This is a genomic window from Arthrobacter sp. sptzw42, assembly GCF_059089685.1.
Genome location: NZ_JBNHEX010000010.1, coordinates 80,371 through 103,724, shown reverse-complemented (window position 1 = coordinate 103,724; position 23,354 = coordinate 80,371). Strand labels below are relative to the sequence as shown.

General features: G+C 65.3%; 27 protein-coding genes. 16 read left to right on the top strand and 11 right to left on the bottom strand.

Annotated features, from left to right (window positions below; genetic code table 11):
• Positions 1 to 166: 166 nt before the first annotated feature.
• The 4 genes from AC5RT4_RS13440 to AC5RT4_RS13425 all read left to right on the top strand — a co-directional run bounded on the left by AC5RT4_RS13440 (position 167) and on the right by AC5RT4_RS13425 (position 5,558).
• The gene (locus tag AC5RT4_RS13440) at positions 167 to 1,207 is read left to right on the top strand and encodes an AAA family ATPase (RefSeq protein ID WP_494040529.1); all 1,041 of its coding nucleotides are present in this window, start codon (positions 167 to 169) and stop codon (positions 1,205 to 1,207) included.
• Between the two features lie 78 nt (positions 1,208 to 1,285).
• Positions 1,286 to 1,924: an alpha/beta hydrolase gene (locus tag AC5RT4_RS13435; protein WP_494106050.1), complete on the top strand. Its 639-nt coding sequence runs from the start codon at positions 1,286 to 1,288 to the stop codon at positions 1,922 to 1,924.
• Positions 1,925 to 2,323: 399 nt separating this feature from the next.
• Positions 2,324 to 3,073, top strand: coding sequence for an HAD family hydrolase (locus AC5RT4_RS13430; protein ID WP_494106049.1), 750 nt, complete (start codon positions 2,324 to 2,326; stop codon positions 3,071 to 3,073).
• Between the two features lie 142 nt (positions 3,074 to 3,215).
• The gene (locus tag AC5RT4_RS13425; RefSeq protein WP_494106048.1) at positions 3,216 to 5,558 is read left to right on the top strand and encodes a glycoside hydrolase family 65 protein; all 2,343 of its coding nucleotides are present in this window, start codon (positions 3,216 to 3,218) and stop codon (positions 5,556 to 5,558) included.
• A gap of 36 nt (positions 5,559 to 5,594) precedes the next feature.
• Here AC5RT4_RS13425 and AC5RT4_RS13420 read toward each other — a convergent pair whose 3' ends face one another.
• Positions 5,595 to 6,911 carry an MFS transporter gene (locus tag AC5RT4_RS13420; RefSeq protein ID WP_494106047.1) on the bottom strand — a complete coding sequence of 439 codons (1,317 nt, stop codon included), beginning with the start codon at positions 6,909 to 6,911 and terminating at the stop codon, positions 5,595 to 5,597.
• A 152-nt stretch (positions 6,912 to 7,063) separates the two neighbouring features.
• On the opposite strand from AC5RT4_RS13420, the gene AC5RT4_RS13415 reads away from it, so the two are divergent.
• Together AC5RT4_RS13415 and AC5RT4_RS13410 are read left to right on the top strand one after the other, a co-directional pair.
• Positions 7,064 to 7,864 (top strand): hypothetical protein, encoded by an 801-nt coding sequence (locus AC5RT4_RS13415; RefSeq protein ID WP_494106046.1) that lies wholly within the window; start codon positions 7,064 to 7,066, stop codon positions 7,862 to 7,864.
• Positions 7,848 to 8,597 carry a LamB/YcsF family protein gene (locus AC5RT4_RS13410; RefSeq protein WP_494040535.1) on the top strand — a complete coding sequence of 250 codons (750 nt, stop codon included), beginning with the start codon at positions 7,848 to 7,850 and terminating at the stop codon, positions 8,595 to 8,597. The genes AC5RT4_RS13415 and AC5RT4_RS13410 overlap by 17 nt, the downstream gene beginning before the upstream one ends.
• Positions 8,598 to 8,697: 100 nt before the next feature.
• On the opposite strand, the gene AC5RT4_RS13405 is transcribed toward AC5RT4_RS13410, so the two are convergent.
• Complete coding sequence (locus AC5RT4_RS13405) at positions 8,698 to 10,053, bottom strand: DUF445 domain-containing protein (protein ID WP_494106045.1); 1,356 nt, start codon at positions 10,051 to 10,053, stop codon at positions 8,698 to 8,700.
• 49 nt (positions 10,054 to 10,102) lie between these two features.
• Here AC5RT4_RS13405 and AC5RT4_RS13400 point away from each other — a divergent pair, with 49 nt between their 5' ends.
• The 5 genes from AC5RT4_RS13400 (at position 10,103) to AC5RT4_RS13380 (ending at position 13,101) form a co-directional block, all read left to right on the top strand.
• Entirely contained in the window at positions 10,103 to 11,002 is a 900-nt protein-coding gene (locus AC5RT4_RS13400) for a glycerophosphodiester phosphodiesterase (protein WP_494106044.1), read from the top strand.
• A gap of 67 nt (positions 11,003 to 11,069) precedes the next feature.
• On the top strand, positions 11,070 to 11,603 hold the full coding sequence (locus AC5RT4_RS13395; protein ID WP_494106043.1) for a DoxX family protein: 534 nt from the start codon (positions 11,070 to 11,072) through the stop codon (positions 11,601 to 11,603).
• Positions 11,600 to 12,427 (top strand): AzlC family ABC transporter permease, encoded by an 828-nt coding sequence (locus tag AC5RT4_RS13390; protein ID WP_494106077.1) that lies wholly within the window; start codon positions 11,600 to 11,602, stop codon positions 12,425 to 12,427. Before AC5RT4_RS13395 ends, AC5RT4_RS13390 begins: the two co-directional genes overlap by 4 nt.
• Positions 12,424 to 12,735 (top strand): AzlD domain-containing protein, encoded by a 312-nt coding sequence (locus AC5RT4_RS13385; RefSeq protein ID WP_494106042.1) that lies wholly within the window; start codon positions 12,424 to 12,426, stop codon positions 12,733 to 12,735. Before AC5RT4_RS13390 ends, AC5RT4_RS13385 begins: the two co-directional genes overlap by 4 nt.
• 105 nt (positions 12,736 to 12,840) lie before the next feature.
• Complete coding sequence (locus AC5RT4_RS13380; RefSeq protein WP_494106041.1) at positions 12,841 to 13,101, top strand: hypothetical protein; 261 nt, start codon at positions 12,841 to 12,843, stop codon at positions 13,099 to 13,101.
• Positions 13,102 to 13,218: 117 nt separating this feature from the next.
• On the opposite strand, the gene AC5RT4_RS13375 is transcribed toward AC5RT4_RS13380, so the two are convergent.
• Positions 13,219 to 13,443 (bottom strand): hypothetical protein, encoded by a 225-nt coding sequence (locus AC5RT4_RS13375; protein ID WP_494040539.1) that lies wholly within the window; start codon positions 13,441 to 13,443, stop codon positions 13,219 to 13,221.
• 142 nt (positions 13,444 to 13,585) lie between these two features.
• Positions 13,586 to 14,236, bottom strand: coding sequence for a TetR/AcrR family transcriptional regulator (locus tag AC5RT4_RS13370; RefSeq protein WP_494040540.1), 651 nt, complete (start codon positions 14,234 to 14,236; stop codon positions 13,586 to 13,588).
• A gap of 121 nt (positions 14,237 to 14,357) precedes the next feature.
• Here AC5RT4_RS13370 and AC5RT4_RS13365 point away from each other — a divergent pair, with 121 nt between their 5' ends.
• The 3 genes from AC5RT4_RS13365 (at position 14,358) to AC5RT4_RS13355 (ending at position 16,016) form a co-directional block, all read left to right on the top strand.
• Complete coding sequence (locus AC5RT4_RS13365) at positions 14,358 to 14,681, top strand: thiamine-binding protein (RefSeq protein WP_494106040.1); 324 nt, start codon at positions 14,358 to 14,360, stop codon at positions 14,679 to 14,681.
• 73 nt (positions 14,682 to 14,754) lie between these two features.
• Positions 14,755 to 15,432 carry an O-methyltransferase gene (locus AC5RT4_RS13360; protein ID WP_494040542.1) on the top strand — a complete coding sequence of 226 codons (678 nt, stop codon included), beginning with the start codon at positions 14,755 to 14,757 and terminating at the stop codon, positions 15,430 to 15,432.
• Between the two features lie 110 nt (positions 15,433 to 15,542).
• The gene (locus tag AC5RT4_RS13355) at positions 15,543 to 16,016 is read left to right on the top strand and encodes a Dps family protein (RefSeq protein WP_494106039.1); all 474 of its coding nucleotides are present in this window, start codon (positions 15,543 to 15,545) and stop codon (positions 16,014 to 16,016) included.
• Between the two features lie 99 nt (positions 16,017 to 16,115).
• Here the strand turns inward: AC5RT4_RS13355 and AC5RT4_RS13350 are convergent, their stop codons facing one another.
• The 6 genes from AC5RT4_RS13350 to AC5RT4_RS13325 form a co-directional block, all read right to left on the bottom strand.
• On the bottom strand, positions 16,116 to 16,292 hold the full coding sequence (locus tag AC5RT4_RS13350) for a CsbD family protein (protein WP_494106038.1): 177 nt from the start codon (positions 16,290 to 16,292) through the stop codon (positions 16,116 to 16,118).
• Between the two features lie 99 nt (positions 16,293 to 16,391).
• Positions 16,392 to 16,649, bottom strand: a complete 258-nt coding sequence (locus AC5RT4_RS13345) for a hypothetical protein (protein ID WP_494106037.1) — start codon at positions 16,647 to 16,649, stop codon at positions 16,392 to 16,394.
• A 350-nt stretch (positions 16,650 to 16,999) separates the two neighbouring features.
• The gene (locus AC5RT4_RS13340) at positions 17,000 to 18,184 is read right to left on the bottom strand and encodes a YihY/virulence factor BrkB family protein (protein WP_494106036.1); all 1,185 of its coding nucleotides are present in this window, start codon (positions 18,182 to 18,184) and stop codon (positions 17,000 to 17,002) included.
• A gap of 109 nt (positions 18,185 to 18,293) precedes the next feature.
• Complete coding sequence (locus AC5RT4_RS13335) at positions 18,294 to 19,034, bottom strand: DUF3618 domain-containing protein (RefSeq protein WP_494106035.1); 741 nt, start codon at positions 19,032 to 19,034, stop codon at positions 18,294 to 18,296.
• On the bottom strand, positions 19,031 to 19,462 hold the full coding sequence (locus tag AC5RT4_RS13330; protein ID WP_494041666.1) for a phage holin family protein: 432 nt from the start codon (positions 19,460 to 19,462) through the stop codon (positions 19,031 to 19,033). The genes AC5RT4_RS13335 and AC5RT4_RS13330 overlap by 4 nt, the downstream gene beginning before the upstream one ends.
• Positions 19,462 to 20,430, bottom strand: a complete 969-nt coding sequence (locus AC5RT4_RS13325) for a hypothetical protein (RefSeq protein WP_494106034.1) — start codon at positions 20,428 to 20,430, stop codon at positions 19,462 to 19,464. Before AC5RT4_RS13325 ends, AC5RT4_RS13330 begins: the two co-directional genes overlap by 1 nt.
• A 178-nt stretch (positions 20,431 to 20,608) precedes the next feature.
• Here AC5RT4_RS13325 and AC5RT4_RS13320 point away from each other — a divergent pair, with 178 nt between their 5' ends.
• A complete protein-coding gene (locus AC5RT4_RS13320) occupies positions 20,609 to 21,124 on the top strand; it encodes a hypothetical protein (protein ID WP_494106033.1) in 516 nt (171 codons plus the stop codon).
• Positions 21,125 to 21,161: 37 nt separating this feature from the next.
• Here AC5RT4_RS13320 and AC5RT4_RS13315 read toward each other — a convergent pair whose 3' ends face one another.
• Positions 21,162 to 22,220, bottom strand: a complete 1,059-nt coding sequence (locus AC5RT4_RS13315) for an NAD-dependent epimerase/dehydratase family protein (RefSeq protein WP_494106032.1) — start codon at positions 22,218 to 22,220, stop codon at positions 21,162 to 21,164.
• 146 nt (positions 22,221 to 22,366) lie between these two features.
• Between AC5RT4_RS13315 and AC5RT4_RS13310 the strand changes: the two genes are divergently transcribed.
• Positions 22,367 to 23,293, top strand: a complete 927-nt coding sequence (locus tag AC5RT4_RS13310; RefSeq protein WP_494106031.1) for a sigma-70 family RNA polymerase sigma factor — start codon at positions 22,367 to 22,369, stop codon at positions 23,291 to 23,293.
• Positions 23,294 to 23,354 lie beyond the last annotated feature (61 nt).

Genomic DNA, 23,354 nt, shown 5'->3' with positions numbered 1-23,354 from the left:
TCTTTGTTTCTGTTGGTTTGTCAACGGAAACCCACACGAAACAATATGGTCGTTCTTCCCCACCCAATGGAGACGGCCCTGCCGGGTGAGAGCGACCACCAAAAGCGGGTTGATACTGGTGAGGCCAACCCACCCCCGTTCCGGAAGGGGGTACTACAGTGGAGGCATGGCTGCCAGCCGTAATCCGCTCGAGGAGCTGCGCGAAACCATCGGCCATCTGGCCGATCAGCTCAAGCTGCCCGGTTCTGAGCGCGTCGACGAGCTGGTCGGCGATCTGGTGGGTGCGAGGCCAGGGCCCGCCCGGCCGCTGTCCGAGTTGCAGGCCGAGCTCGACGCCCTGGTGGGGCTGGAGACCGTGAAGGAGCAGGTGCGGGCCCTCGTCGCACTGCTGCAGGTTCAGGCCCGCCGCAAGGCGCACGGCCTGCCTGAGGTGGCCACATCGCAGCACCTGGTGTTCCTCGGCAACCCGGGCACAGGTAAGACCACCGTGGCGAGGCTCCTGGCCGAGATGTACCGGGCTGTCGGCCTGCTGCAGAAAGGCCACCTGGTGGAGGTTGACCGTTCGGGCCTGGTGGGGCAGTACGTCGGCGCCACCGCCATCAAGACGGACCGGGTCATCCGGCGTGCGCTGGACGGCGTCCTGTTCATCGACGAGGCCTACGCGCTTGCCCCTGAGGACGGCCGGACCGACTTCGGACCCGAGGCGATCGAGGTCCTGCTTAAGCGGATGGAGGACCACCGCCACCGCCTGGTCGTGATCGTGGCGGGGTACCCGCGGCTCATGGAGTCCTTTCTGCTCTCCAACCCCGGGCTGCGCTCCCGGTTTGCCCGCGAGATCACGTTCCCCGACTACTCCGTGGACGCACTCCAGACGATCTTCCACCAGATGCTGACCCAGCACGAGTACACGCTGGAGCCGGACGCGGACCAGATGCTGCGGCGCATTTTCACGGGGCTCCACGCGGGCGAGGACTCCGGCAACGCACGCTTCGCCCGCACTCTGTTCGAGCAGGCCCTCAACCGCCAGGCGCTGCGGCTGTCGCTCGACGAGGAGCATAGTCTCGACGCGCTCGACCGTGAGGCCGTCATGATGCTCACTGCGGACGACATCGTGGGGGCCGCGCTGGCCTTGGGCGAGGAACCGGAGCCGGAGCCGGAACAGGCGCCGGAACCGGAGCAGCGGCGCTGGTGGAGCTGGCTGGTCTGAGGGATCTCCGGCAACCCGGCACGCCTTGCCCGGCCCGGCTTCACGTTTCTTTTCAACCTGCCTCGTTAGGCTGAGGCGATGCAAACAGTTGTGTGGTCCAAGCCTGAGGGTGAGCGGGCAGGGACTCCGCTGCTGGTGATGATGCACGGTTACGGCACCGACGAATCACGGATGGTCCGGCTCTTCGAGTACCTGCCGGCGGAATTCACCTGTGCGGCCCTCAGGGCTCCCATGGCCATTGGTGACCTCTATGGCTGGTTCCTGCTGGATTACTTCCTGACCAATGACTTTGCAGATGTCATCAAGGCCTCGAGCGCTGTCCAGACCTGGATCAATACCGTCAAGGGACAGCACACCAGCGTGAGCCTGCTCGGTTACTCACAAGGCATGGCGATGGCCAGCACGCTGCTGCGCCTCCACCCGAAAGACTATGTGGCCGTGGTGGGGCTTTCCGGGTTTGTCCTGGAAAATGAGCTGCTGTCGCTCACCGAATCCTTCGACACCAAGCCGCCCTTCTTCTGGGGGCGGGACAAGGCCGACCTCGTCATCAATGAGGACGCTGTGGCGTACACCGAAGAGTGGCTTCAGAACAACACGCTCCTTACCGCCAGGACCTACCCGGGGATGGGGCATGCCATGTCCAAGACGGAGATGGTGGACGTGAGTGCTTTCCTGCGCCATTACGTGCTCAAAACAAACGGACCTGCACCAACGTGACCCCACCCTGGGCCGAAGGTGAAATTCGTCACACGAAGCGGCCCAGGAAAAAACAGTTGCCAGCAAAATTTGTAAGCGCTTACACTCGTTCTCGGCCGTCCTATCGGCCCTGAGCTGGGCGGATAAGGAGATCAGCGCGGTGCGGACGGTTTTCGGCGGCCGGATGAGGGCTGATGCCCTTGGCTTGGCCTCCCGTAACGAAGGTTCCGCTGGCTTGTCCTGTACGGGGCAGCACGTCCATGATAGTGGAGGACGATCAGCAAGCTTGCGGCCGCCGCGTTTCCCGTGGCGCCGGTTGCCTTCCGCAGTTGCATGTCGCCAGGGCATCGAGGCCTCACCTTTTTCAAGCATCCCCGCCTTCGAGGCTGCCCGCCGTCCTGAAAGGACACCGCACCGCTGATGACCGAAAATACGGCTACAGACAACGTCGCCCCCGGACTTGCCGCTTGGGCCGGCGCCTCTGCGATCCTCTTCGATCTTGACGGTGTGCTCACCCCCACAGCCACTGTGCACGAGCAGGCGTGGCAGGAACTGTTCGAAAGCTACCTCGCGCTGCACCCGCAGGCTGCCGGCTACACCGCAAGCGACTATTTCGACCACATCGACGGGAAGCCGCGCTTTGACGGCGTCAGGGACTTTCTCGCCTCCCGCGGAATAGTGCTTCCCGAGGGTCCCACTGACGACGACCCCGCCAACATCACCGTGCAGGGCCTGGGCAACCGGAAGAACAGGATCTTCAACGACATCGTGGGCGCCGGCGTCGAGCCTTTCGAGGGTTCCGTGCAGTTCCTTGGCGCCGTGCTGGACCGCGGACTCAAGGTCGCCGTCGTTTCTTCCTCCCGCAACGCACCGGCCGTCCTGAAGGCCGCCGGACTGAGCAGCCACTTTCCGGTGGTGGTGGACGGTGTGGTGGCAGCCAGGGAGAACCTGCCCGGCAAGCCCAGCCCCGCCACCTACGAATACGCCGCCGGGCTCCTGAACCTGCCCACTGAGCAATGCGTGGTGGTGGAGGACGCAGTCTCCGGTGTCCAGGCCGGAAGCGCCGGGTCGTTCCACTCCGTAGTCGGCGTTGACCGCGGTGCCGGACGCCAGACACTGCTCGACGCCGGAGCCACCGTGGTAGTCAACGAGCTCAACGAACTCCTGTAGGCAGTGCTGCCGGTACCGGCACCCCCATCCCGGTGACGGGACACCACGAATTTCTCAAGTAGCAGTAAGCAGCAACCCAGGCTGCCGCGCCAACAGCGGCCAGAGAAAGCTGCCCTCATACACGCACAAGGACCTCAACACCATGGCTCTGATCTCAGCGGACCGCGAAAGGTTCCCCAACACACCCTGGCAACTGGTGGAAACACGCCACGAACAGGCTACCCAGGGGACACTGGAAACCCTTTTTGCGCTGGGAAACGGCCACTTGGGCATCCGCGGCGCACACTGGGCGGCAGCTGACTCCGACCTGCCCGGCAGCTTCATCAACGGACTGCATGAAATCTGGGACATCAAGCACGCTGAAAACGCCTACGGGTTCGCCCGCACCGGCCAGCGCATCCTGTACATCCCCGACGCCAACAACTTCACCGTCAACATCGACGGGGAAACCCTCAGCCTCGCCGAATCCGAGGTGCTGGGGTACCGGCGCTCCGTTGATTTTTCCACCGGCGTTTACGAATGCCGGATCACCTGGCAGTGCCGCTCCGGCGCGACCGTCACCACCACCGAGCGGCGCGCCGTGGGCTTCGTTTCGCGGGGGGCCCTTGGCATCTCGCTGGAGGTAGCCACCGACCGGGATGTGTCGGTAGACGTCACTTCCTCCGTGATCAACCGCCAGGACCAGCCGGTGGAGGACCACTCCGTCCACGATCCCCGCCGCGCAGGCCGCCACGCCGGTCGCGTACTGCTGCCCCTGCGCCTCGACGGCGGGGACGGGTCCCTCCGGCTGGCGTGGGAGGCGGCAGAATCGAAGCAGCGCGTGGGCGTCGCGGTGGACCACTGGACCTCCGCAGGGCACCAGCCCTTCGATACCCTCGTGGACCAGGATGACAGCAGCGTCCGCTACGTCCTGGCGGTCAGCGCGGACGAGCCGTTCCGCCTGGAAAAGAGCGTCAGCTACGCGGCCGGCCCTGCGATCCAGGACCCCTCTGTTGACCCCGCCGCGGTGGCAGAAAAAAGCCTGCGTTCGGTCCAGGACATCTTCGCCGAAAGCGAAGAGCACTACCGCCGCTACTGGGCCACCTCGGACATCGTGGTGGCCGGCCAGCCTGAACTGCAGCAGGCCATCAGGTGGAACCTGTTCCAGCTGGCCCAGGCAACCGCGCGTGCGGACGTTGCCGGGATTCCCGCCAAGGGCGTCACCGGTTCCGGCTACGAGGGCCACTACTTCTGGGACCAGGAGGTGTACATCCTGCCGTACCTGACGTACACCAACCCGGATGGCGCCCGCCAGGTACTGGAGTTCCGCCACGGCATCCTTCCCGAAGCCCAGGTCCGGGCAAAGGAACTCAGCGTGGACGGTGCGTTGTTCCCCTGGCGCACCATCAACGGGCTCGAAGCCAGCGCCTACTATGCCGCAGGCACCGCCCAGTTCCACATTGCCGCCGCCATCGCCTTTGCCACCAACCGGTACGTCTGGGCTACGGGGGACGCAGCCTTCCGTGACGGGATGGGCGCCGAGCTGCTGATCGAAACCGCGCGCATGTGGTTCTCGCTGGGCTTCTTTGGCAAGGACGGGCTCTTCCACATCCACGGCGTGACCGGGCCGGACGAATACACCGCCGTTGTCAACGACAACCTCTACACAAACGTCATGGCGCGTTTCAACCTGCGGGCTGCCGCTGCGCTGGAGCACGCCGGCGTCAGCCAGGAGGAGCGGCAGCTGTGGGAGGCGGCGGCGAACCGCATGCAGCTGCCGTTCGACGAGCGCATGCAGGTCCACTCGCAGGACAACGACTTCATGCACCTCGAACCCTGGGACTGGACCACGCCCCGTTCGAAGTACCCGCTGCTGCTGCACTTCCACCCCCTGGTCATTTACCGGCACCAGGTCCTGAAGCAGGCGGACACCGTCCTGGCGATGTTCCTGCAGTGGCAGGACTTCAGCGCCGGGGAAAAACAGCGGGCCTTCGACTTCTACGACCCGCTGACGACGGGCGATTCAACACTCTCCGCCTGCGTCCAGGGCATCATGGCTGCCGAGGTAGGGTACTCCCGCGAAGCACTTGAGCACTTCACCAACGCGGTGTTCATCGACCTGGACGACACCCATGGCAACACCATCGACGGCGTCCACATCGCCTCCACCGGGGGAGTGTGGAGCTCCCTCGTCTGCGGGTTTGCGGGGCTAAGGGACCAGGGGCCGGTCCCGTACTTCGATCCGCGCCTGCCCGCCGGCTGGGAAAGCCTGGCGTTCCACCTCAAGATCCGTGGCCGTTTGCTGCTGGTCCAGCTCGACGCCGAAGCCATCACCCTGACAGTCCAGGACGGCAGTGCCCTTGAGGTGGACGTGCGCGGCGGCCTGCTCAGCGTGGGCGCCGAGCCCGTCCGGGTGGCACTTGAGCCGGTGCCGGAACCGGAACCCACGGTCTTCCCCAGTGGACATCCGACGGCGAGCATTCCGGTAGTGCGCGCCAACAGCTAGGTAACGCCCGGCCGGCGACCAGCGCCGCCGGGCGGCTTAGTCTCCGGCCGCCGTCGACCGTTCCTCAACAGGAGCCCTGTCCAGCGGGTGCGCCAGTTCGTCGTCGGCCATGTGTGCCACCGCCATGGCGATGACCGCCATGACGGGGCATACGAGGCCTGCCACAAGGAAGATCAGCCAGAGGGGCAGGACCTCGGCGGCCGGCCCTGCCAGGGCCATGGACACGGGCATCAATGCAAGCGACACAAAGAAGTCCAGGCTGGAGACCCTCCCCAGAAGATGGGGCGGGACGCGCCGCTGGAGGAGCGTGCCCCAGATGACCATGCCCACGCTGCCGGTCACGCCCCAGATGAACAGCGCGGCGGCGACTGCCCAGAAGCTGTTCATGATCCCGACGGCGGCCAGCGGCAGGCTGCCCGCACCCCAGGACACCATCATCACCGTGAGGTAGCGACGCGGAAGCCTCAAGGACGCTGTGACCAGCGATCCCAGGGCCGCGCCCAGGCCCATCACGGCGAGGAGGAAGCCGAACATGCGCGAATCGCCGTCCAGTTGGTCGCGCACCACAAACGGCAGCAGCACCTCGATGGGACCCATCAGGAACAGGACCGAGATGCATGCCCAGAGCAGGGTCCACAGCAGCCACGGTGTGCGCAGTGTGTAAATAACACCCTCACGCAGGTCCTGGAGGAACGATGGTTTGCCGCGCTCGGCCCCCGCTGCGAACGAACCGTCCTCGGCCCCGTTGACTGGCGCGTCCAGCGCGTGCTGGCCCAGGAAGTTGAGGATGATGAAGGCCGAGAGATGGCAGACGGCCACTGCCGTCACGGCGTGTGACGGCGAGAGGGCAGCCACAACGATGCCCGCCACGGCGGGACCGGCAGCCTGCTGGAGCACCGGCCGCATGGAACCCTCCACACCGTTCGCGGCGAGCAGGTCCTCGGCAGGAAGGATGCGCGGCAGGATGGCCGAGTAGGCGGGGAAGAAGAAAGCGGCTCCGACACCCAGCACAAAGGCGCCTACGGCCAGGTGCCAAAGTTGCAGCCACCCTGTCAGGGCAAGCCCGCTGACGGCGGCGATCACGGCAAGGTTTGTTCCTTCCACAGCAATGATCAGGCGGCGCTGCGGTATCCGGTCCGCCGCGATTCCGCCGGCCAGGAGAAAGGCCACCAGGCCAACACTGCCGGCGGCCGCCACCAGGGACAGCTCGAGCGGTCCGCCGCCCAGGTGGATCACCTGGTAGACCATGGCCACGGCCCACATGCCGGAGCCAAAAATGGAGATTGCCAGCGCCGAAATCAGGACCCGGTACTCGCGGTGGGCAAACGGCCGCAGGGCTTTGGGAGCGGGCATAGGGTTAAGTCTAGGCTTTGGGCGCAGACCCGGGACAGCGGGCCGCTGCCCCCCGTCACCACGTGGGGACGGTGCCGTGGCCTAGTGTTAAGCAACCTTAGTATTAGGAAAGGCCGCACCCGACGCGGCCGGCGAGACCAACAGAGGTGACTATGGCCAGGCGCAGCAATCCCGCAGTACGAATCGCACACGAAACCGCCCACAACGCCGTTTTTGACGCGGACGGCAAACCCAAGCCCGGCGTGCACAACACGCTCCTGAAGGCAGTGGAGATCCAGCGCCCGCTGGTCCTGGCCTACATCCGCAGGCTGCAGCGCAAGCACCCGCGTGCCACGGCCGCCCAGCTGGCGGACATCCTGGAGCGCGACTACCTCCGGGCCGTCACTGGCGGCGGGGCGGTAGTGGGCGCCACCGCGGTTGTCCCCGGTGTTGGCACCGTGGCCTCCCTGGGCCTCTCCGCGGCCGCGACCGTTGGATTCCTGGAAGCCACCGCACTTTACGCCACCTCACTTGCAGAACTGCACGGTATCCGCCTGACCAACCCGGAGAAGGCCAGCACCATGGTGATGGCCCTGATGCTTGGTGAGGAAGGCACCGCCTTGCTCGGAACGCTCAGCGGCCAGGCCGCGGGCAACGGCGTCAGTGCCTCCAGCGCGTGGGGCAACGTGCTCTCGAAATCGATGCCCGGCTTCGGTTCAGTCCGGAACCGGATCCAGAAAGCCTTCCTCAAGAACCTCCTCAAGCGCCAGGGCACTGCGCTGTTCGGCCGGGCGCTGCCGTTCGGCATCGGCGCAGTGGTGGGCGGAGCCGGTAACCTCATGATGGGGCGGGCAGTGGTGTCCAACGCGAAGGAAGCGTTCGGCCCGATGCCGGACACCATCCCCGGCGAACTCAATGCCGCCGCACCGGACAACCTGACGCTGGAAGGCAACAACCTTGGATCTCAACGCTGACCTCGGCGAATCATTCGGCTCCTGGAACATGGGGGACGACCCCGCCATGTTCCGGCTGGTCACCAGCGCCAACGTGGCCTGCGGTTTCCACGCGGGAGACCCCGTCACCATGCTGGACAGCTGCAGGGCCGCCTATGAGCTGGACGTCACCGTCGGCGCGCACGTTGGCTACCGGGACCTTGCCGGCTTCGGCCGCCGCTCGCTGGACATGTCCTTTGACGAATTGTTCGGCGACGTGCTGTACCAGCTCGGCGCGCTCGACGGCGTCGCGCACGCTGTGGGCGCCTCCGTTGACTACGTGAAGCCGCACGGTGCGTTGTACAACCGGTTGGTCCGCGACGCAGACCAGGCCTCGGCAGTGGTGGCGGCAGTGAACTCCTACGACCCCGGGCTGCCCATCCTCGGCCTGCCCGGTTCGGAGCTGCTGAAACAGGCCAAGGAAGCCGGCCACCCCACCTTCATCGAAGCCTTCGTGGACCGCGCCTACCTGGCTGACGGAACCCTGGTGCCGCGCTCGCAGGAGGGCGCTGTCCTGCACGACGTCGACGCTATTGTCGAGCGGGCGGTGCGCATGGCCACCAAAGGTGAGGTGCTGGCCGTGGACGGGACCCTGGTCGGGGTGCGGCCGGACTCCTTATGCATCCACGGCGATACCCCGGGCGCCGTCGGGATGGCTGCAGCAGTCAGGGCCGGCCTTGAATCCGCCGGCGTTGAACTGGAGTCCTTCGCCTAGATTCCCCGCAACGCGGAGATGCTCCGGCCCGGCCCTCAGCAGGCTGCGCCGGAGCATCTGTGCGTTGTGGGGGTTCTGTCCGCGCCAACGACCCGGGCAATTACCCAAAGATCAGGTGCGCCACCGTGAAGATCGTGAGCCCGGCGAGTGCACCCACCACGGTGCCGTTGATCCGGATGAACTGCAGGTCCTTGCCCACCTGGAGTTCAATCTTCTGCGAGGTTTCCTCTGCATCCCAGCGCGCCACGGTATCGGTGATGACCCCGGCAATGTCGGAGCGGTACGTCCGCACCAGGTAGCCCGCCGCGTCGCCGATCCAGGCGTTGACCTTTCCGGCGAGTTCCGGATCGTTGACCAGGCGCGAGCCAAAGTCGCGGACTGCTGCCTTGAACCTGATGGTCAGGTCGCTGTCCGGATCGTCGACGGCCCCGAGCAGCGCGTTCTTGACGGTGCCCCAGGTGCGGAAGGCGAGTTCCCGCACCTCCGGATCGCCGAGGACCTGTGCTTTGATGTCCTCGGCGCGGGCGATCATGGCCGGATCGTGCTGCAGGTCCTGAGCCAGGTCGTTCAGGTACTTGTCGATGGACTGCCGCACCTCGTGGTTCGGGTCAGCCTGCACTGCGCGGACGAACTTGAGGAGTTCCACGTACACCTTGTCGCCTACCATGCCGTCCAGGAACTGCGGAACCCAGGTGGGGGAGCGGTCCGAAACCAGGTGGGTGACGGTGTGGTGGTTGTCGTCCACCCAGTCCGCGGCCCTGTCCACCAGCAGGTCCACCAGTTTGTGGTGGTGCCCGTCGTGGAAGATCCGCTCCGCCATCCTGCCCACGGGAGGTCCCCACGGCGGAGTCAGCAGATGCTTACGGACCATGCCCTCAATGACCGCCTGGACGTCGTCGTCATTCAGGACCTTGAACACGCCCCGGATGGCGGCGGCACCCTCCTTCGCTACCCGCTCGGCCCCGGCCGGTGTGGCAAGCCACTGGCCGGCCCGGCGCGCGATGTTCACGCTGGCCAGCTTGTCCTGGACCACCTGCTCGGAGAGGAAGTTGGTTTCCACGAACTCGCCCAGCGAGGCCCCGATCTGGTCCTTCCGGCGCGGGATGATCGCGGTGTGCGGAATCTTGATGCCCATGGGGTATTTGAAGAGGGCGGTGACGGCGAACCAGTCAGCCAGTGCGCCCACCATGCCACCCTCAGCCGCAGCGCGCACATACTGGAGCCACGGGTACTCCTTCTGCAGTGCGAACGCGAACACAAAGATCACTGCCATGGCCACAAGCAGCCCCAACGCCAACAGCTTCATTTTCCGCAGCGCTGCCGCTTTTTCCGCGTCCCCCTCGCCAAGGTGGCGGCCGACGGCGGGACCGGCCGCCGGGCCCATCCCGCGGGGCGGGGCCAAAGGAGTAGGACTGTTGGGTGCTTCCCGGGTAGTTGACTCAGAGTTCACCTGCATGTGCCAAGCCTAGTCCCGCAGCGCCGGGCAGGTCGGCTACCGTGTCTCCATGACTACCGACGAGTCAGTGCCGCAGCGGCCGCTGGTCTTTGCCCACCGCGGCTCAAGCGCCGCCTTTGCCGAACATACCCGCGCGGCCTACCTGCAGGCGCTCGCCGACGGGGCGGACGGGGTGGAGTGCGATGTCCACCTCACGCGCGACCAGCACGTCATCCTCCTGCACGACGCCAACCTGGACCGCACCTCGGACGGCACCGGGCCGGTGGCCGAGCGGACCCTGCGGGAGCTGCGCCGCCTGGACTTTTCATCGTGGAAGGGTGCGCGCATCCCCGAGATTTACGGTGCCCAGTCCGAGCAGTTCCTGACCCTTTCCGAACTGCTTGAGATCCTCCGCGGCGCCGGACGTCCTGTGGGGCTGGCCATCGAGCTGAAGCACCCCAGCCCGTACCAGCTCAAGCTGGAGGACCGCGTGCTCGAAGTCCTCCGGAGCGAGGGGTGGGACGCCAAAAGCTCAACTCTGGACAACATTGCGGTGACGTTCATGAGCTTCAGCCCCGAATCTGTCCGCCGCCTGCTGCGGTCGGTACCGGCCGGGTACATCTGCCAGCTCGTGGATGATGTGGACGTGCGGGAGCTCCGTGAAGAGATGGGGTTGGGACTGATCACTGGCGGTGCGATCGCCAACGTGTTGAAGGCTGCGCAGCTTGAAGGTGAGCGCATCCTGGACCACGGCGAGGTTGGGCTGGCCGGTCCCGGAGTGGATTATGTCCGCCAGCACCCGGCCACCATCCGGCGGTGGCTGGAGCGGGGCCGCCGTTTCCGGGTGTGGACCGTGGACTCGGAGCAGGACGTGGCGCTCTGCCAAGGCCTGGGCATGCACGAGATCACCACCAACGTGCCGGCCCGCGTCCTCAGCCAGCTGCAGGTCGCTTCATCGCAGGCCGGGTAGGCCTGGCGGAGAATGCGGGAAGCCTGGCCGTTTCAGCGCCCCGCCACGCTTGTGGTTGAGTGGAGCCATGCCTTTTCCCCGGTCCGGCCGGGCCCGCCAGAGCCTTTCCGCTGCAGCCATGAGCGCCCTGCTGCTGGTGAGCGCCATGAAACACTTCCGCGATCCCGGCTTCTACCGCCAGGTAGTGCCCGACTACCTCTGCCTGATCGACCCGCAACAGCAAGGAACGGGGCACGTCGGCGCTGAGGCCGGCGCTGTTCCCGCCAGTGGAACTGCTGCCTTCGACGGCGGCCACAAGTCCAGCGCCGGTCGGCCCTTCGCCGTCATGACCAGGGACGAATGGATTGCGGTGAGCGGCCTGCTGGAACTGGCAGCCGCCGTGGTCATCCTCGTCCCGGTGACGCGCAAAGCGGCCGCAACCGCCCTCACCGCCATGTTCACCGGATTTCTGGCCGGTCATGCCGATGCCCTTCGCCGGGCCTACGGACCGCAGGGGACGCCGATGCAGCGCAAGGTGCACACCCTGCGCTTCCCGCTCCAGGCGCCGCTGATCCTCTGGGCGTGGAGCCTCCGCAGCCCGGGCTCGAGTCCGTGGCGGTGAAACTTCCGGCGTCCCCTGCCGTGCGTGTGGGACTCTCCATCAGCGTGGCCACCGGGCTGTACGGGATATCCTTCGGCGCACTCTCCGTCACCTCCGGGCTTGACTTCTGGCAGACCATGGCGCTGAGCCTGCTCCTGTTCAGCGGTGGCTCGCAATTCGCCTTCATCGGGGTAGTGGGCGGAGGCGGCTCAGGCATCGCAGCGATGAGCGCAGCCACCCTTTTGGGTATGCGCAACGGCATCTACGGCATGCAGCTCAACGCCCTCCTGCACCCCACCGGGTGGCGCAAGTACGTCGCCGCGCAGGTAACCATCGATGAGTCCGCCGCCACCAGCACCGGCCAGACCGATCCCGCGGAGCAGCGCCGGGGTTTTTGGGCAGCCGGCATCGGGATCTACGTGTTGTGGAACCTCTTCACGGCGGTGGGGGCGCTCGCCGGAAGCGGGCTGGGGGACCCCCGGCAATGGGGACTGGATGGGGCAGCAGTGGCGGCGTTCCTGGCCCTTCTCTGGCCCAGGCTTAAGGGCCGCGAACCGATTGCGATTGCGGTGGTGTGCGCTGGGGCAACAGTGCTGGCCGTGCCGCTCGTGCCGGCCGGCGTGCCGATTCTGGTGGCGGCGGTTGTGGCCGCCCTTCTCGGCTGGTTCAGCCGCGGCCGGAGCGACGAGGGCCTGGAACCGGACGTGGAGCCGTACCGGGAGCACCACCGCCACGGGGCTCACCACAAGGAGGCCTACGACGAGCCCCGCAGTAAGGAGCCCGGCGGGCATGGCAAGGGCCACTACCCCGGCGGAGGAAGCAGTACTCCGGGGGCGGAGTCATGAGTCTCTGGGCATGGCTGCTGATTGCCTGTGTTCTGGCCTACGCGTGGAAGCTGGTGGGCTACTTCGTTCCGGCGAGGTTGCTGCAGAACCCCCGGATGTCGCGGGTTGCAGGCACCATGACGATCGGTTTGCTGGCGTCCCTGACGGTGGTTAACGCGGTGGCTTCAGGGCAGTCGCTGGCGGCTGATGCGCGGCTGGGTGCACTGGCTGCAGCAGCGATTGCGCTGGTGCTCCGGGCCCCGTTTCTCCTGGTGGTGGTGGCCGGAGCGGGAACTGCGGCGCTGCTCCGGATGTTGGGCTGGAGCTGAACCCCCGCCAAGAACATCACGCGGGTCCCTTTTCTTGCCCGTGGCGTGTTTGTACTATGGGATCGGCTAAGCAGTTGGCCCCGACGACCCGCATGAATGGTAACGATGGAAAATCAACTGCACGCGTCCGGGGCAAGGGCCGGAAGAACCCAGCAGCATAAGAATTCCCGATGGCGCGCGGGACTGCCCGCCAAACGCTTCTTTGCACGTTTCTCGAGTATTTCCGACGTCCCTGCCGAGGACTTGGAGGCCCTCTCCGAAAGTCTCAGGTTGGCCATGGACGTCGATCCGGCGTCGCAGGTTCCGGCGCTGCACGCCCTTGTGGGCCGGGAGATCCGGGCCAGGAGAGCGGCGGACAGCGACTAGCCGAGGCAGGACAAAGCAGGGCAAGGCAAGACAAAGCAGGGCGAGGCAACGAGAACTCAGGGCCGGTGAATCAGGAGACGTCCCGGCACTGGTCCCGGCGTCGTTAAGGGAAAGTGGTCAGGCTACCCCGTGCGCGGCGCGGTCTGGTTCACCTGACCGGCGCGAGCTTTCTTCAACTGCCAGCTCGTACCAGGCCTGAGCCCCGAACTCGGGCTCGGGGGTATCGAGGTTCTGGAAGAGGGCATCCAACAGTTTTGCCAGTTCCTCCGCCGGCAGGGTGGGAAGAACCTCCTCGGGGCCGCGCGGATCGTTGATGTAGTGGAAAAGCCTGGAACTGTTCATCGCGCTGCGGCCGCGGGCCGGAGGTGCAGGAACTGTGGCATGGGTGGCTCCATCTTGAAGGAACAGAGGCTGGCTGCGTAACCCACTTGAAGTGTATTGCACCCGCAGGAGGCCCACAATGGGGGATACCGGCGTCCCGAAGTCAGGATTCCTGGGGCTGGATCGGCTGCTGGCCGCTCAGCGAAGGAGCTGGCAGCGGCACATGGATTGGCAGCGGGCGGCTGGGCCGGACAGACCGGATGGCGTCCTCCACCAAGGCCAGCGGACGGCGCCACGCATCGGATCCGGGTTCCATCGTGTCCACCACTCCTATGAGCATTGCGAGCAGCCGGAACATGTCCGTCATGGAGATATCACTGCGCAGGCTTCCTTGGCCCTGGCCGCGTACCAGCAGCACGCCCATCGAGTCCATCAGCGAACCCGTGATGCCGGTCAGGAGTTCCCGGCGGCCGGCAACGGCTCCCAGGAGGTTGGCGTCCTCGCTGGCAGCGGCCATCAGGGCTTCCAGCACCCGCAGTAGTCCGGCGGCGGCGTCGATATCTGCCAGGGCGCCGTCCACGACGGGATCCACGGTGAGCCGCAGTTGCCGGTTGAGGGCTGCAAGCACCAGCTCTTCCTTGTCCGAAAAATTACGGAAAAGGGTTGCTGGACCCACCCCGGCTGTTGCTGCAATGGTCTGCAGTGGTACTTCCGGGCCAAACTCGCGGAAGCATTGGCGCGCCGCTGTGATGATCTTGTCCACGTTCCGCGCTGCATCGGCGCGGAGCGGCTTGCGGGCAACTGCGAGGCTCATGCCAAAAGGTTAGCAACGGAGCCTCCGGCGTTCACCGTTACTGGAGGGTAGGGGGTTTTGTGACAATGCCGCCGGGCTTCCTGCGCTGCGGTGCAGCCGGTGCCATGGCACACTGGGCTTCATGCTGCTTGCGTTTTCTGTCGCCCCGTCCGGTACCCCCACCGAAGGTGCCCGGCCCGCCGACGCTTCCGTTCACGACGCCGTTGCCGCCGCCGTAAAGATCGTCAGGGAATCGGGGCTGCCCAACAAGACCGACTCCATGTTCACCACCATCGAAGGCGAATGGGATGAGGTGTTCGACGTCGTAAAGCGCGCCACTGAGGCGGTAGGACATTACGGCAGCCGCGTTTCGCTGGTCATCAAGGCGGACATCCGGCCCGGCTACTCGGGGGAGCTGGCCGCGAAGGTTGAACGCCTCGAAGAAGCGCTTACCGACGGTTCCTGAACGCGGACGTGCCGGCCGCCGTCGTCGGCTAATAACTCTGGACCCGCGCGTGGCCGCGTGCCAAACTGTGCCCATGTTTGAGCACAAGCCCCGGCCGGAGTGGATTGCAACGGAGCAGTTCCTGTCCGACGTCGTAGTCCACCCGGATCCCGCCGTGCTCCGCGCAGTGCAATCCGCCGCCGCTTCAGGCATGCCGGCCATCGAAGTGGCACCAAATGCCGGCAAACTCCTCAAGCTTCTGGTTCAGCTCTCGGGCGCCCGCCGGATCCTGGAAATAGGCACTTTGGCCGGTTTTAGCACCATCTGGATGGGGCAGGGCCTGCCCGACGACGGCACGTTGGTTACGTGCGAGTTCCTGCCGAAGCATGCCGAAGTGGCCTGGGCCAATATCGACTTTGCAGGCTTGGGGCAGAAAGTCGAGATCCGGCTCGGACCAGCCCTGGACACCCTGGCGGCGCTGGCGGAGGAGGACCGGGAACCTTTCGACTTCATCTTCATTGATGCGGACAAGGAGAACAACAGCCGCTACCTGGAGTGGGCCGTCCGCCTCGGCCGTCCGGGGGCGACAGTGGTTTTGGACAACACCATTTGGGAAGGCGCTGTGCTCGATCCCGGGATGGATCCGGTCAACGCGCAGGGAATTGTTGACGCCCTCAGGCTGCTGGGCGGGCATCCCAGGCTCGACGCCACAGTCATTCAGACAGTGGGCTCCAAGGGGTGGGACGGGTTCGCGCTGGCCCGTATCCGGTAGCTCCCGGAGCGGAACTGCCGGGCTGGCTGGGTGTCCGAATTGGTAAGTATGCTTAGATTTATTCGCCGGCTGGTCCGCAGCCGGGCCCGGAGCACCAGTGGAGGAAAATAATGAAAGCTTCGCCCAGCCTTGCCGGCAACCTGCAAATGGTGCTCACGGACCTCATTGAGCTGCACCTGCAGGGTAAGCAGGCCCACTGGAACCTCGTGGGCACCAATTTCCGCGATCTGCACCTTCAGTTGGACGAAATTATTCTGGCAGCCCGTCTCTTTGCCGACCAGACGGCAGAACGGATGAGGGCTCTGCAAGCCCTTCCGGACGGCCGGAGCAGCACGGTTTCGGCGGGCAGCCGGCTGGAGGAGTTTCCGCAAGGGCTGACCAGCACGAAGGACACCGTCGAACTCGTTACCGCACGGCTCGAACGCACGGTCCGGACGATGCGGGACGTCCATGATGAAGTGGACGAGGAAGACCCCACCAGCGCCGATCTGCTTCATGCCGCGATTGAACGCCTGGAGCAGCTGGCCTGGATGGTCAACGCCGAGACCATGGCCGCCACGGCCCCTGTCACGGAGCCTGCCTGATCCTTCCCCGGTGCCAGGAGAACGGGTACGGACACACGAAGAGGGGCTGCCGCGGTGTCCGCAGCAGCCCCTTGCCAGGCCCGGTTTTTGCCGGTCGGTTTATTCTTTCCTGAAAGCGTCCTTGATTTTTTCGCCGGCCTGTTTCAGGTCCGCTTTGGCCTGGTCCATCTGGCCTTCAGTGCGAAGGCCCTCGTCGTTGGTGGCCGCGCCGGTAGCTTCCTTGGCCTTGCCACTCAACTTTTCGGCGGCGTTGTCAATCTTGTCGTCCAAACCCATGGCGGTTCTCCCTTCGGCGGATGGCCGGCGGACGGTATACCGCCAGCCATGCCTTATGCTAACCAGCCGAAGGCAGCTCCGACAGGCCCGATCGGAACGTCAGACCAGGTCAGGCGCGCTGGCAACGATGTAGTCAGCAGCGGCTGGACCGGTCATGGACAAGTTGTTGCTGTCCGGGCTAATACCCTGTACCTGCAGCGCATCCCAGAGGGCTTCCGGAGCCTGAAGCGGGGCTTTTTGGAGCAGGCACCAGCTCGTGTAAAGCCCGTACAGCTCATCCCGTCCGAGGCCCAGTCCGGGTTCCCTGTCCGCGACGACTGCTTCGGCGATGAATTGTTCAAAATGTGTAGCAGGCATTGTTCGCTCATTCGGGGTCGACCGTGATGCCGCCGTATCTGCTTCAGCGGACCTGCAGGCTCCGGGAAGCCAAGCAGAGTAATCATGAAGGTATGGCAGCTGAGCTCACTTTGTCCAGTCGGGCAGTCGCGCCGCTGCATTCGAGGGGGCCGACGGCGACTGGGGGGACTGGCCTCGGTCTCAGAAGAGGCCATCTCACCGCCGACCCCGCCTTCGCCCCGGGCCACCTTGTTGACCCGGGAAACCTGAACAGGACCTCCAAGACAATTTTCCCCCATCTTGAAGGTCCTGCCTAGTCCCCGGAGACAACGGCGAACGCCTTCCTGCCGTTGTCTCCCTGGTCCCTCCGGTCAGTCGCGGCCCGTGCCGCGTTCGCGCAACTTGTCCCGCACCCGGTCGCGGTGAGGCTGAGCAGGCTGGTCGTCATTCCGGTCCTGGTCCCCGTTTTGGCCCGGTTCCGCATCCTTGCCGTTCTGCGCGCTGTACTTCTCACGCAGTTCCCGTCCGTGCTGGATGTCCTCTTCCTCCTGCTTCTGCATCTTCTCGCTCTTCTTGGTGTCGCGCGGCGGCAGCTGAATGGTCTCTTCAGCCTCGATGCCGGCCTGGAGCTGACGGCCCCGTTCCATCTCGGCGTCGAACTCAGCGCCGAAGAGCAAGGACATGTTCAGGATCCACAGCCACAGCAGCATTACGATCACGCCGCCCAGGGCGCCGTACGTCTTGTTGTAGTTGCCGAAGTTGCCCACGTAGAAGCCGAAGCCCAATGAAGCCAGCAGGAAGACGAACAGGGCAATTCCGGAGCCAAGGCTCATCCACTTGAACTTGGGCTGCTTGACGTTGGGTGTCGCGTAGTAAAGGACAGCGATGATCACGATGATGAGCCCCACCATGACCGGCCACTTGGCGATATCCCAGATGGCCAGGAAGACACCACTGAGGCCAATCAGGCCACCAACCGCTTCCGCCACGGGGCCGCTGAGCACCAGCATGCCGGCCAGGATCGCGATGATGACTACCGCCAGAAGGGTTACCACCAGCATGGTGCCGCGCAGCTTGACGAACGGCCGCCCCTCATCCACCTCGTAGACGCGGTTCATGGCACGGCCGAAAGCACCAACGTATCCGGACGCGGACCATAGAGCGGTGGCGAGGCCGAGGACCAGGGTCAATCCTGCCGCCGGTGCGTTTGCCAGGTCCGAAACGGTGCCGCTGACGGTGTTGACGGTCTCGGCAGGGGCGAAACCGCGCACGATCTGCAGCAGGGCATCGGTGGTTTTCTGCGGGTCGCCGAAGATTCCGATCAGCGAGACGAGTGCGAGTATGGCCGGGAACAGCGAGAGCACCGCGTAATACGTCAGTGCAGCAGCAAGGTCCGGACACTGATCCTTGCTGAACTCACGCAGCGTCTTCCTGGCAATGTATTTCCAGTTCGGCTTGTCCAGGTCCTTTGGGCTGTCCGGTTTCCGGGAATCATTTGGATCCGGCGCCTGGCGTGCTTTGGCCGTGCTGCTCTCGGATGCGTCATGAGTGGCCATGGGGTGTCCTCTCGATAAGGGTGCTTAATCCGAGAAGCCGGCTCCGCGCGGTGGCGGGGCCGGCCTCTCAGATGGTGCTCGTGCCTTTTTGTGCCGCGTTAGTGGCGGGTCAGGTGTTTTGGACGTTGGTTTTGGCGTCGGTGGCGCGGTCTTTGACGTCGGTGACGGCGCTTTGGCCTTCGTTTTTGACGTTTTGGGCGGCGTCAGCGGCGGTGGCCTTGACGCTTTGCATGGCTTCCTGGGCTGGTTCCTTCAGGTCCTGGACGACGTCTTTGGCGGCGTCGGTGACCTTTCCGGCCAGGGGTTCGGCAGCGGTTTTGAGCTGCTGGGCCGCTTCGCGTTCTTTTTGGCTGGCCGGGATCAGGGAGGAGATGAGCATCCCGGCGCCGAACGCGATCAGCCCGGCGGCCAGCGGGTTGCCCTGGGCCTGGGCTTTGACCTGTGCCGGGGCGTGGGAGATCGCGGTTCCGGCGTCGGAGAGTTTGGCGCTGACGTTGTCCTTGGCCCCGTGGAGGGTGTCACCGGTGCTGTGCAGGGCGTTCCCGGTGTGCCCGGTCCCGGAGGAGACCTTGTCCTGGACGGTGGAGGTGGCCGAGGTGACCTTGTCCTGGACGGTGGAGGTGGCCGAGGTGACCTTGTCCTGGACGGTGGAGGTGGCGGTGTCTGCTGCTCCCATGATTTTCTCCTTAACCCCGCTGACCGCGTCCTTTACTGTGCTTGTGACTTTGTCGGTCTGGCGCTGGACAACGTTGGCCGGGGTGACCTTGTCCGCGACCGCGTCCACGTTGGTGCCGAGGCGCGCACGGGTTTCTTCGATTTCCTGACGGATTGCATCCGGGTTATCGCTCATCGGTTTACCTCACCTGGTTTTAGGGTTGGGGGAATTTCAGAAAGTGTTTCGCCCGTCTGGGGCAGGCCCTGGATCTGTTTGAGTTCCTTGCGGCCGATCGAGGCCAGGACCGCGGCGATGATGCCCCAGATCACGGCGACGATCACAGCGGCCCAGCCCAGCGGCATCAGCGCGCCGAGGGCGAACATCAGGCCCAGGGACAGGAACACCAGGACGAAGTGCCCGGCCACGCCGGCGCCGGCGAGCATCCCGCCGCCCTTGCCTGCCTTCGTGGCGGACTGCTTCAGCTCGGCCTTGGCGAGGGCGACTTCCTGGCGCATCAGGGTGGACAGGTCCCGGGTGACATCACCGAGCAACTCACCCAGGGACGTGTTGTCCGCCTTCACATGCGCCTCACTCGGAGCAGGCTCCGGAATTTGGCTACTCATCAGAGTCCGCCTGCCTGCCCGCCGGCGCGGCGGTCGCGGGCGAGGGGGTCGTCATCCAGCGGATCAGCGGCAAGCCGGGGGTCACCCAAGGGGTCCTCGGCTGTCCGGGTTCCGGACCAAGGCTCCTCTTCCACCAGCTGGGGGCTGTCCAGCGGGCTGGCGGGACGCCCAGCCGCGGGATAGCTGCTGCCGGGCGCGCCGGCGTCGTAACCGGCTGTGGTGGCCGGACCGGGGAGCTGGACCGGGGGAGGAGGGACCGTTCCACCGGCAGGCGTGTAACCCTCGGTGTACTGGTCGCCGTAGGGGCTGGAGTACTGGCCGGCCAGTCCTGCCGTACCAGCAGTGCCGGTGGTGGATGACGTTTCGGTGGTGCCTGCGGTGAGGCCGCGGGTCAACCGGCCGGCCAGGACGCCGGCACCTGCGGCCAGCAGCAGGAACGTGCCGGGCTTGTTGCGGGCGAACCTCTGGACTTCACCGAGCAGGTCACCCGGCTGCTTGTTCTCAAGCCAGGACGCCACTGATTCGCTGCGCTGGGCCGCCTGGCGGATCAAGTCGCTGGCCAAGCCCTGCTGATCCGGTGCCTCGGCCATGCTCTGCAGCTGGCCCGAGATGGTCCGGATGCCTTCGGCGGCCTTCTGCTGCTGCGTTCCGGCCTGGCTGGAAAGCCCGGACTTCGCCTGGGACAGCAGGTCCTGGGCGGTGGACTTCGCTTCGGAGGCAACGTGGGCTGCTTCTTCCTTGGCGGTCTGGGCTACATTCTGCGCGGAGCCCTTCGCGGTGCGTGCAACATCAGCTGCTTCTTCCTTCGCTGCTTCCTTTCGGGACCCGGAGGCATCACCGGCGGGTGCATCTCCATATGGTGGAGTGGCGGCGGACGGGAAAGTGGTGGCGCTTCGCTCCCCTGGAATTCCTGTGGAGGCCGGCGGAGCCGTGTAGGCGGGATCCTCGGGCCATTGGTTCTCTGTCATCTTCGCTCTCTCTTTCCAAGAAGGCCGGTTGTTGATCAAGAACCAGCGATACTGGCCCTAAAATAATAAGCATGATTACTAATAAAAGGTAAGTACGCTTGCTAAGCGAGTTATAAACGGTTCCAAAATTGTCAGCCGGAATGGCTTTGCCGGCCCGGGTCACATCGAAGTGGAAGTGGTGGGTAATTTGGAAATAGCTCCGTGGGTTTGGGTATTGGTGGCCGTAGTTGTGGTGGTGCTGATTGTGCTGCTGCTGCTTGCAACAGGACGGCGCCGAAAGGCCATCCAGCAAAAGCGGGATGATGCGCATCGCCAAAAGGCGGCGGAGATCCGCCGTGAAGCCGAAGACAGGGAACTCGATGCCCGGGAGCGCGAAGCGAAAGCGACGCGGGCCAGGGCGGACGCCGAGCAGGCGCAGGTTGAAGCGGCCCGGTTGCGGCAACAGGCAGACCAGCAGGCAAATGAGGCCAAGGCCCTGCGCGACGATGTGAGCGAACGGACGCGGAAGGCGGACGAGCTCGACCCGGACGTCAGGGGCAGCCGTGACGGCGCGGGCAATAATACCCACCGGGGCGCCACTAATCCCGTGACCGCGGACCGTGAGGGTGCCCATGATGAATGGCGCAACGACGGCGCCAACCCCGGCCGGGGCGGCGCGCACGTGGATCGCGAGGACCCCCGTTCAGGCATCTGATCCGCCGGGGGCGCGCCGGCGGATGCACGCTGGAGCCTCACCTGGCTCCTGACAGTGTTGCCCGCCTCGGTTTCAGGGCGGGGGAGGGGCTGATTCCTTCCCCCGCCCCCAGGCCGTCCAGCACGTCCAGGACTGCCGCTACGGATGAAGTTTTCGCTTCCCAGCCCAGGATCCGGCGGGCCCGGCCGGTGTCCATCAAGGGGACTCCCGCTGCCATCTCCACCCAGCCGGAATCGGTGGGCAGCAGCCGGAGCCGCCAGGCAAGGCCCACTGCTTTGTGGAGCAGGCCCATTGGGATGGGGAGGATTCTTCGGGCCTGGACGATCCGCCCAAGTTCCTGGGGTGTCAGGACCGGCTCGGCGGCTATATTGAACGCTCCGGAAGCCCGTTGATCGATCACCCGCCAGTAGGCTTCCGCTACGTCGTCCGCGTGGACGGCCTGGAAAATCAGGTTATCCGGAGCGGGCAACAGTGGAAGCCACAGCCTCCTGGGCAGGAGCCGGGGGATCACCGGTCCCAAGAAGTACCTTCCGATCTCGCTTCCGGCGTCACGTTGGAAGATGAGCCCTGGCCGGAGCCGTGCGACGGCGATCCCCGGCTCCGCGGCCGCAAACCCGTCAAGGAGTTTCTCCTGCTCCGCCTTGTGGCGGCTGTAATGCGATCCCGCCATGCCCCCGGCAGGCCACGCCTCATCCATGCGCCGGTCCTTGGGGGCCTTGCTGTAGGCACCGACGGACGACGCGCAAACGATCTGCTTGACCCCGGCCTTCCGCGCCGCTTCCAGGACATTGGCTGTTCCTGTCACGTTGGTCCGGTACAGCTGGTCGAGGTCCCGGTTCGGCTGGATTTGCCAGGCCAGGTGGACAACGGCGTCCACTCCTGACAGGGCCGACTCCAACTTCGGGCGGTCGCGTTCCAAACCAACATCCAGCGTGTGCCATTCAACTCCCGCATAGGGTGCCCGTGAGGTGTCGGGCAGGCGCCTGCTGATCCCTGTCAATTGCAGGCTCCCAGGCTTCGCGGCAAGCTGGCCCTGGAGGTTCCGCAGCAGTGCTGTTCCGGCGTTTCCGCTGGCTCCGATAACGGCAATATGCATGGCAAAGGCTCCTTGGCGGGGGTGTGCGGATCGTCTTACATGCCGAGCCTAATACCGCCAAGGATTGTTTTATAAGCAACCTTATGATTTCCTACTGCTAAGTCTTGCCGCAGGCTTCGGAACCAGACTGAGGGAACCAAACGACAATGCCCGAACCACTGACCGCGCTTGCCGTGGACGTTACGCCGGTCCATGATCCATGCCCCGAAGCCCCTCAGGGCCGCTCCTCCGCCAAGGCGGGGCGGTTGCGGGAGACCTTCGAAAATGACCTCGTCCTGAGCTACCTGGACCTTGCCGAGGCCTTGGCCGCCCGCTTCGAAGCCCGGGGCCGGGAACGGGCAGACCTCAACCAGGTGGCCTATCTCGGCCTGGTCAAGGCCGCCCGCGGTTTCGACCAGAGCAAGGGTGAAAGCTTCCCCGCCTATGCAGCTCCAACCATCGCGGGGGAGTTGAAGCGATACTTGCGTGACCGCACGTGGGTGGTGCGGCCGCCCCGGCACATTCAGGACCTCCGCACCAGGATGTTCCGGGTTGAGCCGGAGTTGGTGCAGTCCCTGGGCCGGAATCCAAGCGTCGATGAACTCGCCATTGAGCTGGGAACGGACGCCGCTGACGTGCAGGAAGCCATCTCTGCGTCCAGCAGCATGCACCCGGACTCACTGGACGCGGCAAACCCCCACAGTGACGCGCCGTCCATCGGCGAGTTGCTGGCCTGCCCTGAGACACCTCTGGAGCGGCTGGAAGACCTTGCCTGCCTGCGGGAGGCAATGCAGGACCTGGATGCCGCGGACAGGGAACTTCTCTACCGCCGCTATTTCTGCGAGGAAACCCAGGTGCAGTTGGGAAAGCGGCTCGGGATGTCGCAGATGCAGGTTTCGCGGCGGCTGGCCCGGGTGCTCGTTGAACTCCAGCGCAGGCTGCGCAGCAGCACCCTGAGTGACGGCGAACGTGAGGATCAGGAGCGTGCAACGGGGTCCACGGCTTCTGTAGCGGCAATCCGCCGTACTGCCGGCACCGGAGTTTCCGGCAAGATTTCCACCCGCCAGAGCGCGTCCCGGGCCCGGAGCTGCTAGCTCTGCAACGCCTGTCATCCCGTCCCGGAAGCAGGTTCAGGGCCCGTCAGGGAAGCCTCAA

What these genes read in the sequence shown, in the direction of transcription:
- AC5RT4_RS13440 (WP_494040529.1), top strand. Translation starts at nt 167, where the DNA reads ATGGCTGCCAGCCGTAATCCGCTCGAGGAGCTGCGCGAAACCATCGGC.
- AC5RT4_RS13435 (WP_494106050.1), top strand. Translation starts at nt 1,286, where the DNA reads ATGCAAACAGTTGTGTGGTCCAAGCCTGAGGGTGAGCGGGCAGGGACT.
- AC5RT4_RS13430 (WP_494106049.1), top strand. Translation starts at nt 2,324, where the DNA reads ATGACCGAAAATACGGCTACAGACAACGTCGCCCCCGGACTTGCCGCT.
- AC5RT4_RS13425 (WP_494106048.1), top strand. Translation starts at nt 3,216, where the DNA reads ATGGCTCTGATCTCAGCGGACCGCGAAAGGTTCCCCAACACACCCTGG.
- AC5RT4_RS13420 (WP_494106047.1), bottom strand. Translation starts at nt 6,911, where the DNA reads ATGCCCGCTCCCAAAGCCCTGCGGCCGTTTGCCCACCGCGAGTACCGG.
- AC5RT4_RS13415 (WP_494106046.1), top strand. Translation starts at nt 7,064, where the DNA reads ATGGCCAGGCGCAGCAATCCCGCAGTACGAATCGCACACGAAACCGCC.
- AC5RT4_RS13405 (WP_494106045.1), bottom strand. Translation starts at nt 10,053, where the DNA reads ATGCAGGTGAACTCTGAGTCAACTACCCGGGAAGCACCCAACAGTCCT.
- AC5RT4_RS13400 (WP_494106044.1), top strand. Translation starts at nt 10,103, where the DNA reads ATGACTACCGACGAGTCAGTGCCGCAGCGGCCGCTGGTCTTTGCCCAC.
- AC5RT4_RS13395 (WP_494106043.1), top strand. Translation starts at nt 11,070, where the DNA reads ATGCCTTTTCCCCGGTCCGGCCGGGCCCGCCAGAGCCTTTCCGCTGCA.
- AC5RT4_RS13385 (WP_494106042.1), top strand. Translation starts at nt 12,424, where the DNA reads ATGAGTCTCTGGGCATGGCTGCTGATTGCCTGTGTTCTGGCCTACGCG.
- AC5RT4_RS13380 (WP_494106041.1), top strand. Translation starts at nt 12,841, where the DNA reads ATGGAAAATCAACTGCACGCGTCCGGGGCAAGGGCCGGAAGAACCCAG.
- AC5RT4_RS13375 (WP_494040539.1), bottom strand. Translation starts at nt 13,443, where the DNA reads ATGAACAGTTCCAGGCTTTTCCACTACATCAACGATCCGCGCGGCCCC.
- AC5RT4_RS13370 (WP_494040540.1), bottom strand. Translation starts at nt 14,236, where the DNA reads ATGAGCCTCGCAGTTGCCCGCAAGCCGCTCCGCGCCGATGCAGCGCGG.
- AC5RT4_RS13365 (WP_494106040.1), top strand. Translation starts at nt 14,358, where the DNA reads ATGCTGCTTGCGTTTTCTGTCGCCCCGTCCGGTACCCCCACCGAAGGT.
- AC5RT4_RS13360 (WP_494040542.1), top strand. Translation starts at nt 14,755, where the DNA reads ATGTTTGAGCACAAGCCCCGGCCGGAGTGGATTGCAACGGAGCAGTTC.
- AC5RT4_RS13355 (WP_494106039.1), top strand. Translation starts at nt 15,543, where the DNA reads ATGAAAGCTTCGCCCAGCCTTGCCGGCAACCTGCAAATGGTGCTCACG.
- AC5RT4_RS13350 (WP_494106038.1), bottom strand. Translation starts at nt 16,292, where the DNA reads ATGGGTTTGGACGACAAGATTGACAACGCCGCCGAAAAGTTGAGTGGC.
- AC5RT4_RS13345 (WP_494106037.1), bottom strand. Translation starts at nt 16,649, where the DNA reads ATGCCTGCTACACATTTTGAACAATTCATCGCCGAAGCAGTCGTCGCG.
- AC5RT4_RS13340 (WP_494106036.1), bottom strand. Translation starts at nt 18,184, where the DNA reads ATGGCCACTCATGACGCATCCGAGAGCAGCACGGCCAAAGCACGCCAG.
- AC5RT4_RS13335 (WP_494106035.1), bottom strand. Translation starts at nt 19,034, where the DNA reads ATGAGCGATAACCCGGATGCAATCCGTCAGGAAATCGAAGAAACCCGT.
- AC5RT4_RS13330 (WP_494041666.1), bottom strand. Translation starts at nt 19,462, where the DNA reads ATGAGTAGCCAAATTCCGGAGCCTGCTCCGAGTGAGGCGCATGTGAAG.
- AC5RT4_RS13325 (WP_494106034.1), bottom strand. Translation starts at nt 20,430, where the DNA reads ATGACAGAGAACCAATGGCCCGAGGATCCCGCCTACACGGCTCCGCCG.
- AC5RT4_RS13315 (WP_494106032.1), bottom strand. Translation starts at nt 22,220, where the DNA reads ATGCATATTGCCGTTATCGGAGCCAGCGGAAACGCCGGAACAGCACTG.
- AC5RT4_RS13310 (WP_494106031.1), top strand. Translation starts at nt 22,367, where the DNA reads ATGCCCGAACCACTGACCGCGCTTGCCGTGGACGTTACGCCGGTCCAT.